Origin of the sequence: Streptomyces sp. NPDC093568 (assembly GCF_044764945.1) — a bacterium.
GTDB lineage: Bacteria > Actinomycetota > Actinomycetes > Streptomycetales > Streptomycetaceae > Streptomyces.
Genome location: NZ_JBIWJD010000001.1, coordinates 1,455,622 through 1,471,214, shown reverse-complemented (window position 1 = coordinate 1,471,214; position 15,593 = coordinate 1,455,622). Strand labels below are relative to the sequence as shown.

Genomic DNA, 15,593 nt, shown 5'->3' with positions numbered 1-15,593 from the left:
GCGTCAGACGCGGGGGGTCAGCAGGTCCGGCATGCCGATGCGCTCGTAGAACTCGGTGCGGACCCGGTCCGCGAGGTCGCTGACCCGCTCCGAGCCGTCGTCGGCCGGGTCGATGGTGGTGCGGAAGGGCCGCCGGCCCTTCGGTGCTTCGATGACGCGGACGATGGTGCGGGCGACCTCCCGGACGTCGGCGTCGGCGGGTGCCAGGGCGGCCAGGGCCTTGCCGACGTCGTCCATCAGTCCCGCGTAGAAGGTGTCGTACGCCTGTGCGGTGGCCGTGTCCTCGGGGTGCATCGCGTGGGCGAAGTGGTTGGTGCCCGAGGTGTAGGAGCCGGGGACCACGATCGCCGTGTCGATGCCGAAGCGGCTCAGCTCGACCGCGTAGCTCTTGGCCAGGTGGTCCATGGCGGCCTTCGCGCCGAAGTACGGGCCGAGGTAGGGCGGGGTGCCGCCGAAGGTGCTGGAGGACCCCACCCACAGCAGCAGACCGTCGCGGCGGTCCCGCATCTGCGGGAGCACGGCCCGGTTGACGCGCTGCGTCGACAGCACGTTGGTGTCGTAGATCTCGGCGAGCTGCTCCGGTGTGAAGGACTCCGCCGGACCGAGCACCATGTGCCCGGCGTTGTGCACGACGACGTCGATCCGGCCGGCCGCCGCGACGGCGGCGTCCACGGACTCCTGGTGGGACACGTCGAGTTCGACGGTGCGCAGGTCGACACCGTGCTCCTCGGCGTAGGCCCGGGCGTCGGCGACGGCCGGGGCGTTGCGGCCGGTGGTCTGCCGGATGCCGGCGTGGACGGTGTGTCCGGCGTCGGCCAGGGCGCGGGCGGTCAGGGCGCCGAAGCCGCTGGAGGCACCCGTGACGAGAACGGCGTAGGGCATGGGAGAACTCCTTGGGAAAGGTCGGGGGCGGCCCGGATCACGCGAAGGTGATCACGCTGCGGCCGTGGGCGGTGCCTTCGGCCATGGCGTCCAGAGCGACCGGCGCCTGCTCCAGGGAGATCGGCGTGACCTCGGGCAGGATGCCGTGGGCCGCGGAGAAGGCGAGGGTGTCGCGCAGGTCGTGCGGGGAGCCGGAGGGCGAGGCGACCACGTGCAGCCGGTTGAGGATCATGGGCGGGGTGGGCAGGGTGAGCGGATCGGGGCCGTAGCCGAGGAGCAGCAGGGTGCCGTCGGGAGCGAGACCGCCCAGGGCGGCGGCCGCCGCGGCGGTGGACGGGGCGGCGTTGACCACCAGGTCCGCGCCGCCGTCCCAGGCCTTGAGGGCGTCGGCGGGGTCGGACTCGCCGGTGGCGACGAACAGTTCGGCGCCCAGCGTCTTGGCCTGGTCCTCGCCGCGCCGGGAGCGGCCCAGCACGGCCACGCGGGCGCCCATGGCGACGGCGTAGCGCACGGCCAGGGAGCCGACACCGCCGAGACCGACGACGGCGACCCGGGAACCGGCCTTCGCGCCGCCCTGTCGCAGGCCGTTGAAGGCGGTGAGACCGGCACACATCAGCGGCGCCGCGGCGACCGGGTCGAGACCGTCCGGCAGCGGGGTGACGAAGTCGGCCTTGAACAGGGCGTACTCGGCGTAGCCGCCGTCGGCCACGACGCCGGTGATCCGCTTGCGGGGACACAGGATCTGGTCGCCGCGCACGCAGTAGTCGCAGTGCCCGCAGGAGTCGTACAGGAACTGCGCGCCCACCACCGTCCCGACCTCCGGGAAGGTCACCCCCTCGCCGACGGCGGTCACCACGCCGGTGATCTCGTGGCCGGGGACGACCGGGTAGCGGGCGAAGGGGTAGTGGCCGCGCAGCAGGTTCAGGTCGGAGAAGCAGACTCCGCAGGCGGTGACCTTGATCAGGACCTCGCCGGCGGCGGGCTGGGGCATGTCGAGGTTGTCCAGGGCGAGCGGAAGGTTCGCGCCGGTGGCGACGGCAGCACGCATCGCGGGCTCCAAGGGGCTCGGGGGGAGGTGGTCCAGTGATTTCCTGGCACTTCCGAGTCTGTGAGCCCTTGGTGATCGCGTCCAATGCCGGTTGCGGCCCGATTGATGCCGAGACGGCATGGGCGCAGGTCTAGGCGGTGCCTCGGGCGCGGGCGGCGTTGTGAACCGTCTCGACGAAGCTCGTCACGAGGTGCGAGGCGCGGGCGCCGTTCCAGGCCACGGACACCTGTCCCGGGGGTGCGTCGGCCACCGGGACGTAGGCGATGTCGGACCGGTGGAACGCGGTCGCGACGGAGTTCGGCACGAAGGCGATGCCCCGGCCGCCCCGGACGTAACCCAGCAGTTCCTCCATGTCGTGGAAGGCGGGACCGTGGCCGGGGCGGGTGCCGTCGGGGCGCGGATCGGCGTTCCAGACGGCCGACCAGGCCGGCGCCGCCTCGGCGTACTCCAGGACGGGGTCGTCGGCCAGGGCGGCGAGGGGGACCTCGGTGTCACGTGCCCGCGGATGACCGACGGGCAGGACGGCGGAGATGTGCTCGGGGTACAGCGGCAGCAGGTCCACCCCTTCGGCCTCCAGCGGCGGCCGTACGAACCCGACGTCGACGCTGCCGTCCAGCAGGGCCCGCGCCTGGCTCCACCAGCGCAGCCGGACCAGTTCGACGGACACGTGGGGGAACCGCGCGGAGAACGCGTTCAGCGCGAGGCCGACGTCCGTGCCGAGCATGAACCCGACGACCAGGGCGTCGTCCCCGGAGCTGATGCGGCGGGCCCGCTCCTGGGCGGCCTCCGAGGCGGCGAGCAGTGCCTTGGCGTCGCGCAGGAACTGTTCGCCCGCCGGGGTGAGCGCGACCTCGCGCGTGCTGCGGGTGAACAGCTCGACCCGCAGCTCGTGCTCCAGCTGCCGCACCTGCCGGGACAGCGCCGGCTGGGTGACGTGCAGGGCGAGGGCCGCCTGCCCGAAGTGCCGGCGCTCGGCCACGGCGACGAAGTAGCGCAGCTTGCGCAGATCCAGGTCGACCGGCCGCTCGGGCATGACCGCTCCCGCCTTTCCGCCGACCGGCCCTGGCGTACCGTGCCGCCGTCGGCGCGGTTCACGCTATACGACCGGCCGTACGGGACCGGGAAGTAGATCCCCGCCGTCCCGTACGGCCCCCGCGGTCAGCCCGTCGCGTCCACCAGGGCCAGCTCGTGCAGCCGCTCCGGCGGGCCCGGGCGGGCGTAGTACCAGCCCTGAGCCGTGTCGCAGCCCAGTATGCGCAGTTGCTCGGCCTGGGCGCCGGTCTCCACGCCCTCCACCGTCACCGAGAGGTCCAGACCGTGGGCCAGGGAGACGATCCCCTCGACGATCTTGAGGTCGACGGGGTCGGCCGGGAACTGCTGCATGCTCTGGGTGAAGGAGCGGTCCAGCTTCAGGATGCTCACCGGAAGCCGGCGCAGGTTGGCGAGGTTGGAGTAGCCGGTGCCGAAGTCGTCCAGGGCGATGTCGACGCCCATCTCGGCGAGCCGGCGCAGCGGCTTGAGCAGGTCGTCGTCGGCGCCGATGAGGGCCGACTCGGTGACCTCCAGGCACAGCGCGTCGGGTGCCACGCCCGCCCGCTCCAGGATCTCCACGGTGTCCTGCACCAGCCCGGGGTGGGTGAGCTGACAGGGCGAGAGGTTGACGTTGATGCGGAAGGGCCCGGCGTCGTCGTGGCGTTCCCGCCACGAGCGGGCCTGCCGCACCGACTGCTCCAGCACCCAGCGCCCCAGCGGCACGATCAGCCCGGTGTGCTCGGCGAGCGGAATGAACCGGTCCGGGCCGAGCACGCCGTGCTGCGGATGCAGCCAGCGCACCAGGGCCTCGGCACCGCGCACACTGCCGTCTCCGAGGTGGACCAGCGGCTGGTACTCGATGAAGAACTCGCCCCGGTCCAGGGCCGTCGGCAGCGCCGTGGTCAGCCCGTGCCGGGTGATGGCGCGGGCGTCGGCCTCCTCGTCGGCCAGCTCGAAGCGGTTGCCGCCCGCCGACTTGGCCCGGTACATCGTGATGTCGGCGCTGCGCAGCACCTCGGCCGGGCTGCGCTCGCCCGCCGGGCCCTCGACGATGCCGATACTGCCGCGCACGGTCAGCTCGCGGCCGTCGACACTGATCGGGGCGACCAGCACGTTCATGATCCGGGCGGCGAGCTCGTCGACCTCGCGCTCGGTGTCGGGGCCGGTGGTCAGCGCGACGAACTCGTCGCCGCCGAGCCGGGCGACCATCTCGCCGGGCGCGGTGGCGCAGGACTGGAGGCGGTCGGCGACCTCGACGAGCAGCCGGTCGCCGGCCGCGTGGCCGAGGCTGTCGTTGACGGTCTTGAAGCCGTCCAGGTCGAGGTAGCACAGCCCGAACCGCTGGCCTTCCCCGGCGCCCAGCGCCTTCTCCAGGCGCTCGAAGAAGAAGGTGCGGTTGGGCAGTCCGGTCAGCGCGTCGTGCGTGGCCTCGTAGCGCAGCCGCAGATTGAGCAGCCGCCGCTCGGTGGTGTCCTCCATCAGGGCCAGCTGGTACTGCGGGACGCCGTCGGGGTCGCGCAGCAGGGAGACCGTGAGGTTGGTCCACAGGACGGTTCCGTCGGGACGGTAGAAGGCCTTTTCGACGTGGTAGTGCTCTCGCTCGCCGCGGACGAGTTCGTCGTAGAGCTTCCAGGTCTGCGGCGCGTCCTCGGGGTGGGTCCACTCCTTGACGTTGCGGCTGCGGATCGCCTGTTCGGAGACGCCGAACATACGCAGCAGGGCTCCGTTGACCTGCAGTATGTGGCCCTCCAGGTCGGCGATGCCGATTCCTATGGCCGCGCCTTCGAAGACCGCGCGGAACCGGGCCTCGGTGGCGTGCAGCGCCTGGGCGACCACGCCCTGCGCCTTGAGGGCGGCGGCGGAGATGGCCTCCTGCTCGGCGAGCGTGCGCTCGCGCAGCGCCTGGGCGAACCCCGCGGCCATGGCGTGCTGGAGCCGCGACGAGCGGGCCCGCAGGTCCTCCTGGTCGCCGTCGGCGCCGCAGTAGAGCACCAGGTAGGCGTCCACGCAGTCCAGCGTGCGGCTGAGCGCCTCGGGGTCGGTGCAGTGCGCGACGACGAGCCCGGCGCCGACCGCCCTGCCCTCCTCCGCGTCGAACGTCCTCGCCCTGAGTGCCTCGCTCAACCGCCGGGCGAGCGGCAGCAGTTGCTCCTCGAACTCCGGCCGGGTCGACGACGTCGAGGTCACCGGGAAGACCGCCCGGCTCCAGATCGTCGCGAACCGGCGCAGTCTGTCCTCCGGCCCGTCCGGCCCCGCGCTCACGCCGTACGTCCCACGCCGGCGAACCCGGAGAAGGCCCACGGATCGTCGTCCTCCGGTGCGGTGTCGGGCCGCCAGTGCGGCATCGGCACCAGTCCGGGTTCCACCATGTCGTACCCCTCGAAGAACCGCGCGATGGCCTCGCGCGAGCGCATGATCAGCGGGTTGCGAATGTCCTTGTACACGTCGACCGTGCCCTTGGCCCGCTCCTCGGGCAGCGGGATTCCCTCGTACGAGGCATGCGTGAGCAGCAGCATGCTGCCGGGCGCGAGCGCGTCGCGCAGCTGGGCCACCGCCTCGTAGGGTTCGTCCTCGTCCTCCACGAAGTGCAGTATGGCAACGAGCAGCAGTGCCACTGGCCGGTTCAGGTCGATCAGGCTCTCGACCACGGAACTGCTCAGGATCTCCTGCGGCTTGCGCAGGTCCGCGGCGACGACGTCCGCGTTGTCGTTGCCGGCGAGGACCGCCTGGCTGTGCGCGACGGCGACCGGGTCGTGGTCGACGTACACCACGCGCGCGCCGGGGCTGGCGGACTGGGCCACCTCGTGGACGTTGCCGAACGTCGGGATGCCGGAGCCGATGTCCAGGAACTGGGTGATTCCCTCGTCCGCCGCGAAGCGCACCGCGCGACGCATGAACGCCCGGTTGGCCTGCATGATCTTGGGAAGTCCCGGCATGAAGTCCATGGCCTTGCGGGCCGCTTCCCGGTCGACCTCGAAGTTGTGCGAACCGCCCAGATAGTAGTCGTAGATCCGAGAGACACTCGGCACCGAGATGTCGATGCTCCGTGGGGCCCAGGCGGGACGCTCCATCTATCTCTCCAGGCGTAGGCGATCCGGTGTTCGAGCTGAGGCTACTGATCGCCCGCCAAAGGAGCGAGCGGAAACGGAAATTGACCATCCGTTCCCGGTCACTGCCAGTGGCACGTGCCGAATTGACGCCCCTCGCACCCTCTACGAAAAGTATCCGAAGGATTCCACAGAGTGCCGAACCATGGCGAAAGAGGCTGCGCGCGAGGGGTGAACGCGGGCAAACCCGGTCCGCCCCCTGCGCATGACGCTCAGGGGGCGGACCGGTGAATCGCTGTTGACCTCTACTGCTCCGGCGCGCCGACCGGCTTGCCGTCGGGGCGGATGGCGAACCAGGTGCCGCCGACACCCTGGCCGTTGGTGTCGCCGGGCTTCTTGTCACCGGCGAACGTGTAGATCGGCACGCAGTCGATGGTCTGCTGCCTGATGCCGTCGGGCCGGTCGAAGACCACGTAGCCCTGGCCTCGCGGACCGGAGCCCTTCAGGTCGATGCCCTCGGTGTCCTCGGCGTCGACCGGCGCGATGACCGGCCACTTCTCCAGGCACTCGCCGGTGCACGCCGTCTTCATCGGCCAGGGCGAGTCCTTCATGAAGCGGTAGACCGTGTGGCCGTTCTTGTCGATGACGATCTCACCGAGCTTGGAGTCCTGACGCGTGGACAGGCCGGGCAGGTCGGCCGCGTCGGCCCCGCCCTGCGCCTTCTTGCCGGTGGGGGCGAGGGCGTACCAAGTGCCGCCCACTCCCTGGCCGTTGACGTCACCGGCCTTGGTGTCCTTGGCGTAGCGGTACGCCGGCCAGCCGTCGATCGTCAGCTGCTTGCTGCCGTCGGTCCGGGTGACCGAGCCGAGCTTGTTCTTGTCGATGCCCACACCGGCCGTCGCGTCGTCCGCGGGGACCGGCGGCCACTTGGTCGCGCAGTCGCCGTCGCAGTTGGACTTCGGCGGCTCGGCCACGTCCTTGTCGAAGCGGTAGAGGGTCATGCCGGCGCTGTCGGTGAGCACCTCGCCGAGTTCGGCGTTGGTGGACACGGCGAGTTCACCGGCCGAGGCGGCCTGGGTGGCCGCGCTCTCCTGGCCGGCCGCACCCGCGTCGTAACCCGAACCGAGGCCGGTACCGCTCCCGTAGTCACCGGCAGCGGCTGTGGCGCCCACGTTCTGGCTGCTCGCCGGCGGGGCGGTTTCCGAGCCGCATGCCGTCGTCAGCGCCGCCACCGCCACGGCGCTCACCACGAGCGAGGCGCTCCGCCACGAGGTCTTCATCGTCAACTCCCCATAATCACAAGGGTGTTGCAGCGCCCTGCTGCGCCGCCGCACGACAATGGGTACGCACGGGAGCCACCTTCGTGTTCAAAGGCGGCACAAATTTCTTTCCGGAACCTGTGACGCCACCTGTGTCACACCCGCCTCCCGCCGCACGCGCGTACGCCCCGGCGGTTACGCCCGCACACCCTGATCAAACCTTTCGAGGGCCATCCGTCGCCCGTTCGGGGCATTCCACCCGTTCCCCGGCACGCGCGGGCCCGTCGTGGCCTCAAGATCTTGGGCGTGCATGCACTCGAACCGACCCAATCCACCCTGACCGCAAGGGTGTTGACGGTGGCCGCGTTGACGTGGCTGCTGGTGTCGGCACCTTCCGGTACGGCGATGGCCACGGCCTGCGCGTACGCCGACACCGGTCCGGACGGCGCGCGGGCGGTCGCGGTCGCCGGGAGCTTCACCTGGCCGACTCCCCCACAGTGCCCGACGCCGACCCCGACCCCGACGCCTACGCCGACCCCGACGCCCACGCCCACGCCCACTCCGAAGCCGCCGCCGAAGACGACGCCCGCGCCGGAGCCCACCCCGACGCCCCCGCCACCGAAGCCCACGCCCACACCGAAACCGGAGCCCCCGCCTCCGCCGCCACCGGTGCGGCCCGCTCCCCCACCCGCGCCGCCGGCTCCCACGCCAACGCCCACCCCTGCCCCGACGCCCCCACCGAAGCCGTCGGCCAAGCCCACCCCGAGTCCGTCCGCCACCACCGTGCGCTACCCGCCGTACCGGCCCACCCCGCACCGGCGGACCACGCACGGCGCCCAGTCACCCCTCACCTTCGTCCTGCTCATCGCGGTGCCCGCCATCGCCGCCGTCGCGGCGCTGCGTCCACGCTGACCCTGGAGGCCTCTCTTGCCGGAATGGCTTGTTCTCACCCTCGCGATGCTGGCCGCCTGTGCCGTGGTGGTCGTCATCACCCTCGTACGGCACCGCACGGCTCCCGAGGACGAGGATCCCAGCGAGACCCCGGACGTCATCGAGTACATGACGATGTGGATCGGCGTGGTGTACGCCATCGTGCTCGGCCTGGCCATCGCGGGTGTGTGGGAGGCCCGCAGCGCCGCCCAGGACCACGTCCAGGCGGAGGCCGTGGCGCTGCACGAGGTCTCGGAGCGCGTCCGGGTCTATCCGGCCGACGTCCGCGACCGCATTCGGGACGATGTCAACGCCTATGTCGGACACGTCGTCACCACCGAGTGGAAGTCAATGATGGATCACGGCACGGTCACCGACCGCGGCACCGAGATGCTCCAGCGCATCCGTGAGGATGTCACCGACTACGAGCCCAGGAACGACTTCGAGGCACAGGCGTACCAGCCGCTCCTCGACCAGGTGACCGCGGCCGACCAGGCCCGCAACGCCCGCGCCAACTCGACCGGGGACACCATGCCGGGGGTGGTGTGGTTCGGGCTGCTCGCCGGTGGCGTCGTCACCATCGGAATGGTGTTCGCCCTGCAGATCCGGCGTACGGCCCGTGAGTTGATCCTCGCCGGGCTGTTCTCCGCGCTGATCGCCTTTCTGCTCTTCCTCATCTGGGACTTCGATGATCCGTACAGCCGCGGTGTGACGGCGTCGATGGAGCCGTTCCTCGCGCTGTTCCCGCAGTCCAAGGGCTGACCGGCCCGCCCTTCGGAAGGACGGCGGAGTCCGGGGCGTCCGCGCTCGTCGCGAAGCCGCCGCGCCGCCGTCCCCCGAGCGGCCCACACGCTTGACCCATTCGCACGACACCGATCGCGCGGGTGTGCGCCCCTTCCTAGCGTGCTGTCAACCGAGGTGCATGTCCGGCGCAGGCGGAAAAGGTCCGCGGCCGCTCCTCGGGGACCGGAGGACACACCATGCGCTCGATACGTGTCGCCGCCGCCGCACTGCTGGGCATGAGCACCCTCGCCATGACCGCCCCCGCCGCCCTGGCGCAGGACGACGACTCCGGTTTCTGGGCCAGTGTCCGGCCCACCACCGTCGAGCCCGGCGAGCCGGTCAGGTTGCGTGCGACGGGCTGCGAGCAGAGCGTGACCGTCTCGTCGGGGGTTTTCGACACCGTCACCATTCCCCGGGGGCGGACGACCGCCTTGGCCCGGGTCGACCGTGACGTCAGGCCCGGTGCCGTGTACGAGGTGGCCTTCTACTGCGGCACCTTCTGGCAGAGCGTGGACCTCACCATCGCCGGTGGCCGGCCCGAGCGGCCCGGCCCCCCGCAGCGCGGGGTGCGGGCGGGCCAGGGCGGCGCCTTCGCCGGGCTGAACCTGAAGGAGATCGGGCTGGGTGCCGCGCTCATCACGGCCGTGCTCGGGACGACGTACCGCATCTCCCGGCGCGATACCGGCGACGACGGCGCCTGACCCACTGCACGACCGCCACGCGTCATGCCTTCGCCCCGGCCCGCTGACGGGGATCCGGGGCGAGGGCATGGGCACGTGCGACCTGTCTCCTCCTCGACGGCGTCCTCGACGGGCGCCGGGTCAGATCCGCCGCTCCGCCCGCCGCCGCATCCAGAACACACCGCCGCCGACGAGCGCCACCGCGATGAGCCCGCCTCCGATGGCCATGTCGGTCGGGGTCGCCCCGGAGGAGCTGCTGCCGCCCAGGCCGCCGCGGACGCCGCCGATGACGGTGAAGGCGTTGGGGTGGGTCAGGGGCCGGCCGGCGCCGACGCAGTTGACCGTGATGCTGTGCGCACCCGGCCGCGCGTTCCGGTCGATCGTCGCGGTGCCCTTGGCCGTGCTGCCGCCGACCGGGGACAGTGTCGTGGGCCGGAAGGCGTCCGAGGTCGCGGTGCCGCCACGCGGGCAGCCGTCGACGGTGATGGTCAGCTGTCCGCCGCGGGCGACGACGCTGGGCAGGGCGACGATGTTGCTCGGTCCGACGGGCATGCCGTCGCGCGCCGCGGCCACCGGGGCGGCCAGGCCGAGTGCGACGACCGCCGTGGCGGTGGCCGCCAGGGTTCGAGTGGTTCGCATGTGATCCTCCGCGGAGGACGCCCCGGGAACCGTCCCCGGTAAAGATCGGCGAGAAAGCGCCTCCGATAAAACCCTCAGTTGCCCTGCCCTGGGCCGCATTTCGGCGATGGTCCGTCCTGGTGAGAGGACCCGCCGAAGGACCCCCCGCAATCGGAATTGCCGCAGGTCACGCACCGTCAGAATTTTCCGGCCGGCGGCAACTCGGATGGCGCACCGAAGGAGTTCGAGCCACCCGTTCGTCGCTGCCCCGTCGCCGGTTTCGCGCACGGCACTTAGCGTTTTCGTATGCGCGAATGACGTGGCGACGGCCGCGTCGAGAGGGGAAGTCGAATGTCCGGTTTCGAGCTGGCCGAAGAGGAGGAGCGGCGGAAGCAGCGTGCTCCCTGGGGAGTGATAGCGCTAGTCCTGCTGACCGGTCTCGCGCTCGTGCGCAACGGCTCCGGTGAGTTCAACGAGGGGCCGCCGCAGCCCGCCTCGGCGGCCGCCGCGGACCACGGCCTGCCCGCCGGCCTTCTCTCGCAGGCTGCCCAGCCGCTGGGCTTCGCCCTGCCGGACCGAGTCCGGATCCCCGCGATCCAGGTCGACGCGCCGACGATCCCGGTCGGCCTGGACATGGACGGCTGGGTCGGCGCGCCACCCCCGGAGGACCCCAATCTGGCGGGCTGGTTCACCGGATCCGTCTCCCCCGGCGAAAAGGGCACCGCGGTGGTCGTCGGCCATGTCGACAACCTCCAGGGGCCCGCCGTGTTCTACGGACTCGGCTCGCTCGCGAAGGGAAATCGCGTCGAGATCACCCGCAAGGACGGAAAGACGGCCGTATTCGAGGTCTACGGCGTCGAGGTGTTCGAGAAGAACAACTTCCCCGGCGACCGGGTCTACGCGTCCAAGGGCACCGCCGAATTGCGGGTCATCACCTGCGGCGGCGGTTTCTCCGAGCAGACCGGTTATGACGGGAACGTCGTCGCTTTCGCCAGCCTGGTCGAGGTCCGCTGAGCGTCCCCGGCCGGGCGGCGAAAGCCCTCGGGCTTCATCGCGTCACGCGTAATGCCGTTCCGGGACGGTGACGTGGTACCCGGAGTCCAGCAGTCGCGGCAGATAGGCGCGCAACGCGCTGACGCTCTGGGAGCGGTCGCCCCCGGCGTCGTGCGAGAGCACCACGACGCCGGGGGCGGCGCCGCTCTCCACCCGGTCGACGATGGTGCCGGCGCCGGGGGTGGTCCAGTCGAGGGTGTCGACGGTCCAGGCCAGCGGTTCCATGCCCAGTTCGGCGCCGAGCCGGAAGGCGGTGCGGTTCCAGGCGCCGTAGGGCGCGCGGAACCAGGCGGGGCGCTCGCCGTAGCACTCCTCGATGATGTCGCTGGTGCGCTCCATCTCCTTGCGGATGCGGGCGCGGCTGAGCCGGGTGAGCAGCGGGTGGGACCAGGTGTGGTTGCCGACGACATGGCCCTCGTCGGCCATCCGGGCCAGCAGGTCCCTGTTGTCGGCGACCATCTCGCCGCACACGAAGAACATCGCGCGGACGTCGTACTCGCGCAGGGTGTCCAGGATGTGCGGGGTGTAGCGGGCGTCGGGCCCGTCGTCGAAGGTCAGCACCATGGTGCGGCCGCGTCCGGACACCCGCAGCAGGGGTGCGTGCCGCGCCGGCGTGCGGCGGGGCGCCGCTTGGGGCGGGCCGTAGCCCGTCAGGGGCTGCAGGCGGTACGCGGAGGGCTTGAGCAGGCTGCGCGCCTGCGGTCCGCCGACGGGGGCGGCGGCGCGCCGGACCGGCTCGTCGCCCGCGAACGTCGTGAACAGGCCGGCCGTGCCGGCGGCTCCGACGGCGGCGGCGCCGGCGAGCAGCGCGCGGCGCCGGGTGAGCAGACGCGGGGGCAACTGATCCTTCGTCATGACTCATGGGTCGCCCGGTGGGCGGCCGACGCACCAGTGGGACACCAGTACGGCGCAGCGATTGCACCCGCGCGGCCCAGCCGGCGTAGTCCGTCTGCCTCAGCGGCGGCGCACCAGGGGGAACGGCAGGGTCTCCCGGATCGTCAGGCCGGTGAGGAACATGACGAGTCGGTCGACGCCGATGCCGAGGCCGCCGGTGGGGGGCATGGCGTACTCGAGGGCGTCGAGGAAGTCCTCGTCGAGTTCCATCGCCTCGGGGTCGCCGCCGGCGGCGAGCAGGGACTGTGCGGTGAGGCGCCGGCGCTGTTCGACGGGGTCGGTCAGCTCGGAGTAGGCGGTGCCCAGTTCAGTGCCGAAGGCGACGAGGTCCCAGCGTTCGGCGAGCCGGGGGTCGGTGCGGTGCCGGCGGGTGAGCGGGGAGACGTCGGTGGGGAAGTCCTTGTAGAAGGTGGGCAGCCGCGTCTTCTCCTCGACGAGCCGCTCGTACATCTCCAGGACGACGTCGCCGTGTCCGTCGTCGGCGGTGTACGGCACGCCGACGCGGTCGCAGTGGCGGTGCAGCCGGAGCAGCTCGGTGCCGGGGTCGATCTCCTCGCCGAGGACCTCGGAGATGGCGCCGTACACCGTCTTGACCTGCCACTGCCCGGAGATGTCGTACTCCTTGCCGTCCTGGTGGGCGACCGGTGAGCCGAAGGCGGCGGTCGCGCAGCCCTGGATGAGTTCGCGCACGAGGTGGAGCATCACGTCGTAGTCGGCGTACGCCTGGTAGGCCTCCAGGATCGTGAACTCGGGGTTGTGCTTGTAGTCGACGCCCTCGTTGCGGAAGGTGCGGCCCATCTCGAAGACCTTCTCCACCCCGCCGACGCACAGCCGCTTGAGGTACAGCTCGGGGGCGATGCGCAGGTAGAGGTCGAGGTCGTAGGCGTTGATGTGGGTGGTGAAGGGCCGGGCGTTGGCGCCGCCGTGGATCTGTTGCAGGACCGGTGTCTCGACCTCGAGGTAGCCGCGTTGCAGCAGGCCTTGGCGCAGGGCCTGGACGGCGGTGGAGCGGGCGCGGACCGTGTCGCGGGCGGCGGGGCTGGAGACCAGGTCGAGGTAGCGCAAGCGGACCTTGGCCTCGGGGTCGGCGAGGCCGCGGCGTTTGTCGGGCAGGGGGCGCAGGCACTTGCCGATGAGCTGCCAGGAGGTGACGAAGACGGTCGGTTCGCCCTTGTCGCTGGTGCCGGCGAGGCCGGTGGCGCTGATGAGGTCGCCGATGTCGGTGTCGGCGGTGAAGCGGTCGAGGGCGGCGCCGGAGTCCTTGCGGGTGAGGGCGAGTTGATGGTCGCCCGACCAATCGCGCAGTACGGCGAAGACGAGGCCGCCGAAGTCGCGGACCAGCATGATCCGGCCGGCGACGGTGACCTCCTCGCCGGCGCGGACGTCGGCGAGGGCGTGGGTGCGGGCCGGGATGCCCACGGGATAGGGGTCGACGCCGTCGGCGCGCAGCCGGTCGAGGGTGTGGTGCCGGATGCGGACCTGCTCGGGCAGGCCCGCATCCGGCCCGTCCGCCCCGGCCTCGTCCCCTCCTTCGAGGCCGAGCGCCGCCAGCGAGGGCAGGCCCTCGGTGGTGGCGGGGCGCGGTCCGTTCCTCGGGTGCCCCTTTCTGCGCAGCTTGTGCAGGGAGGGTACGGAGACGAATCCCTCGGCGATGGCGGACGCCGTGCCGATGCGGGCGAGTGAGGCGGCCTCGCCGTAGCAGATGAAGCGCGGGAACCACTGGGGCTGGTACTTGGCGTTGGAGCGGTACAGCGCCTCCAGTTGCCACCACCTGGAGAAGAACAGCAGCATGCGCCGCCACAGCCGCAGCACGGGTCCGGCGCCGATGCGGGCGCCCTCCTCGAAGACCGAGCGGAACACGGCGAAGTTCAGGGAGATCCGGCGGATGCCGAGCTTCGGTGCGGCGGCGCACAGTTCGGCGACCATGAACTCCATGACGCCGTTGGGGGCGCGGGCGCGGTCACGGCGCATCAGGTCCAGGGAGACGCCTTCCCTGCCCCAGGGGACGAAGGAGAGCAGGGCGAGCAGCTCGCCGTCCTCGCCGAGCGCCTCGACGAGGAGACAGTCGCCGTCGGCCGGGTCGCCGAGGCGGTCCAGGGCCATGGAGAAGCCTCGTTCGGTCTCGGTGTCCCGCCAGGCGTCGGCCTTGCGGATCACCTCCTGCATCTCCGTCTCACCGAGCGTGGAGTGACGGCGGATCCGGCAGTGGGCGCCGGTGCGGCGGACGCGGTGGACGGCCTGTCTGGTCACCCGCATGTCGCGGCCGTCGAGGTCGAAGTCCTGGGGCCGCAGGATCGCCTCGTCGCCGAGTTGCAGGGCGCCGAGTCCGGCGCGCGCGTAGGCGGTCGCCCCGTCCTCGGAGGCGCCCATCGCGGCGGGCACCCAGGCGTAGCGGCGGGCGAGTTCCAGCCAGGTGGCGATGGCGTGCGGCCAGGCCTCCCGGTCGCCGACGGGGTCCCCGCTGGCGAGGCAGACGCCGGCCTCCACGCGGTACGTGACGGCGGCCTTGCCGCTGGGTGAGAAGACGACGGCCTTGTCGCGCCGGGTGGCGAAGTAGCCCAGGGAGTCCTGGTCGCCGTAGCTCTTGAGGAGGGCGCGGATGCGGGCCTCCTCGTCGTCGTGCAGGGCGGCCTCCATGCGCTGCGAGCGGAACAGGGTGGCCGCGGCGTTCAGCAGGGCGAGCGCGCCGAACAGGCCGAGCACGAAGTACAGGGGGCGCGGCGGCCGTCCGTCGTAGGTGGCGCCGGAGACGAGGCCGCCGCAGACCCGGTCGGCGGCCCAGGCCAGCCGCTGGCTCTGCGGGAGGGTGCCGGGGAACAGTTCGACCAGCCCCCAGCCGGCCAGGATGCCGGTGACGAGCCCGACGACGAGGACGCCGAGTGCCCTTCGTACGGCGGCTCGGCGGGAGGCGGCGTAGAACTCCTCGCGGGCGACGATCAGCAGGGCCAGGGCGAGGCCGCAGACGACGAGGGACGGGACGGAGTCGGAGTAGTCGCCGAGGACCGTGCCGAGGATGTCCGTCAGGACGAGCAGGCCGAGATAGACGACGACCAGCCACCAGGCGATCTTCTTGCGGGCGGCCGTCGCGGCGGCGAGCAGGAAGAGGAAGACCGCGTAGGCCAGGTTGGCGCTGACGGGGACGATGATCTGGTCGAGGACGCGCACGACGGGCCGCAGCGCGACACGCAGCGGCGGGATGAAGGCCAGCAGGACACAGAGCAGTCCGAGGGCGCCGAAGAAGGTCGCGAACCCCTCCGGCACCCTGCTGAGCAGCCTTTTCCCGGGCGGTCGTGTCGGGCCCGTGGCGCGCTTGTCGTGGGCCGCTTCCACGGTGGCACTCATGTTCCGACTTTAGGAAGCCGCGGGC

Annotated in this window: 13 protein-coding genes; 4 read left to right on the top strand and 9 right to left on the bottom strand. The window is 71.7% G+C overall.

Annotation, left to right across the window (positions count from 1 at the left end):
- Positions 1-3: 3 nt before the first annotated feature.
- The 6 genes from ACIRD7_RS06230 to ACIRD7_RS06205 form a co-directional block, all read right to left on the bottom strand.
- Positions 4-882 carry an SDR family oxidoreductase gene (locus ACIRD7_RS06230; protein WP_403450380.1) on the bottom strand — a complete coding sequence of 293 codons (879 nt, stop codon included), beginning with the start codon at positions 880-882 and terminating at the stop codon, positions 4-6.
- A 37-nt stretch (positions 883-919) separates the two neighbouring features.
- Positions 920-1,930, bottom strand: coding sequence for an alcohol dehydrogenase catalytic domain-containing protein (locus ACIRD7_RS06225; RefSeq protein ID WP_403450378.1), 1,011 nt, complete (start codon positions 1,928-1,930; stop codon positions 920-922).
- Positions 1,931-2,060: 130 nt separating this feature from the next.
- Positions 2,061-2,963 (bottom strand): LysR family transcriptional regulator, encoded by a 903-nt coding sequence (locus ACIRD7_RS06220; protein WP_403450376.1) that lies wholly within the window; start codon positions 2,961-2,963, stop codon positions 2,061-2,063.
- A 125-nt stretch (positions 2,964-3,088) separates the two neighbouring features.
- Complete coding sequence (locus ACIRD7_RS06215; protein ID WP_403450373.1) at positions 3,089-5,224, bottom strand: putative bifunctional diguanylate cyclase/phosphodiesterase; 2,136 nt, start codon at positions 5,222-5,224, stop codon at positions 3,089-3,091.
- Positions 5,221-6,033, bottom strand: coding sequence for an SAM-dependent methyltransferase (locus ACIRD7_RS06210; protein ID WP_403450370.1), 813 nt, complete (start codon positions 6,031-6,033; stop codon positions 5,221-5,223). The genes ACIRD7_RS06215 and ACIRD7_RS06210 overlap by 4 nt, the downstream gene beginning before the upstream one ends.
- A gap of 281 nt (positions 6,034-6,314) precedes the next feature.
- Entirely contained in the window at positions 6,315-7,289 is a 975-nt protein-coding gene (locus ACIRD7_RS06205) for an SCO0930 family lipoprotein (RefSeq protein ID WP_403450367.1), read from the bottom strand.
- A 336-nt stretch (positions 7,290-7,625) separates the two neighbouring features.
- On the opposite strand from ACIRD7_RS06205, the gene ACIRD7_RS06200 reads away from it, so the two are divergent.
- The 3 genes from ACIRD7_RS06200 to ACIRD7_RS06190 all read left to right on the top strand — a co-directional run bounded on the left by ACIRD7_RS06200 (position 7,626) and on the right by ACIRD7_RS06190 (position 9,682).
- On the top strand, positions 7,626-8,180 hold the full coding sequence (locus ACIRD7_RS06200) for a hypothetical protein (RefSeq protein ID WP_403450364.1): 555 nt from the start codon (positions 7,626-7,628) through the stop codon (positions 8,178-8,180).
- 15 nt (positions 8,181-8,195) lie between these two features.
- Entirely contained in the window at positions 8,196-8,960 is a 765-nt protein-coding gene (locus ACIRD7_RS06195; RefSeq protein ID WP_403450361.1) for a DUF4239 domain-containing protein, read from the top strand.
- A 218-nt stretch (positions 8,961-9,178) separates the two neighbouring features.
- A complete protein-coding gene (locus ACIRD7_RS06190) occupies positions 9,179-9,682 on the top strand; it encodes a hypothetical protein (RefSeq protein ID WP_403450358.1) in 504 nt (167 codons plus the stop codon).
- Positions 9,683-9,802: 120 nt separating this feature from the next.
- On the opposite strand, the gene ACIRD7_RS06185 is transcribed toward ACIRD7_RS06190, so the two are convergent.
- Positions 9,803-10,300: a hypothetical protein gene (locus ACIRD7_RS06185; protein WP_403450356.1), complete on the bottom strand. Its 498-nt coding sequence runs from the start codon at positions 10,298-10,300 to the stop codon at positions 9,803-9,805.
- A gap of 330 nt (positions 10,301-10,630) precedes the next feature.
- On the opposite strand from ACIRD7_RS06185, the gene ACIRD7_RS06180 reads away from it, so the two are divergent.
- Positions 10,631-11,293: a class F sortase gene (locus ACIRD7_RS06180; protein WP_403450353.1), complete on the top strand. Its 663-nt coding sequence runs from the start codon at positions 10,631-10,633 to the stop codon at positions 11,291-11,293.
- Positions 11,294-11,335: 42 nt separating this feature from the next.
- Here the strand turns inward: ACIRD7_RS06180 and ACIRD7_RS06175 are convergent, their stop codons facing one another.
- Positions 11,336-12,187 carry a polysaccharide deacetylase family protein gene (locus ACIRD7_RS06175; RefSeq protein ID WP_403450350.1) on the bottom strand — a complete coding sequence of 284 codons (852 nt, stop codon included), beginning with the start codon at positions 12,185-12,187 and terminating at the stop codon, positions 11,336-11,338.
- A gap of 99 nt (positions 12,188-12,286) precedes the next feature.
- Positions 12,287-15,568, bottom strand: a complete 3,282-nt coding sequence (gene lysX, locus ACIRD7_RS06170; RefSeq protein ID WP_403450347.1) for a bifunctional lysylphosphatidylglycerol synthetase/lysine--tRNA ligase LysX — start codon at positions 15,566-15,568, stop codon at positions 12,287-12,289.
- Positions 15,569-15,593 lie beyond the last annotated feature (25 nt).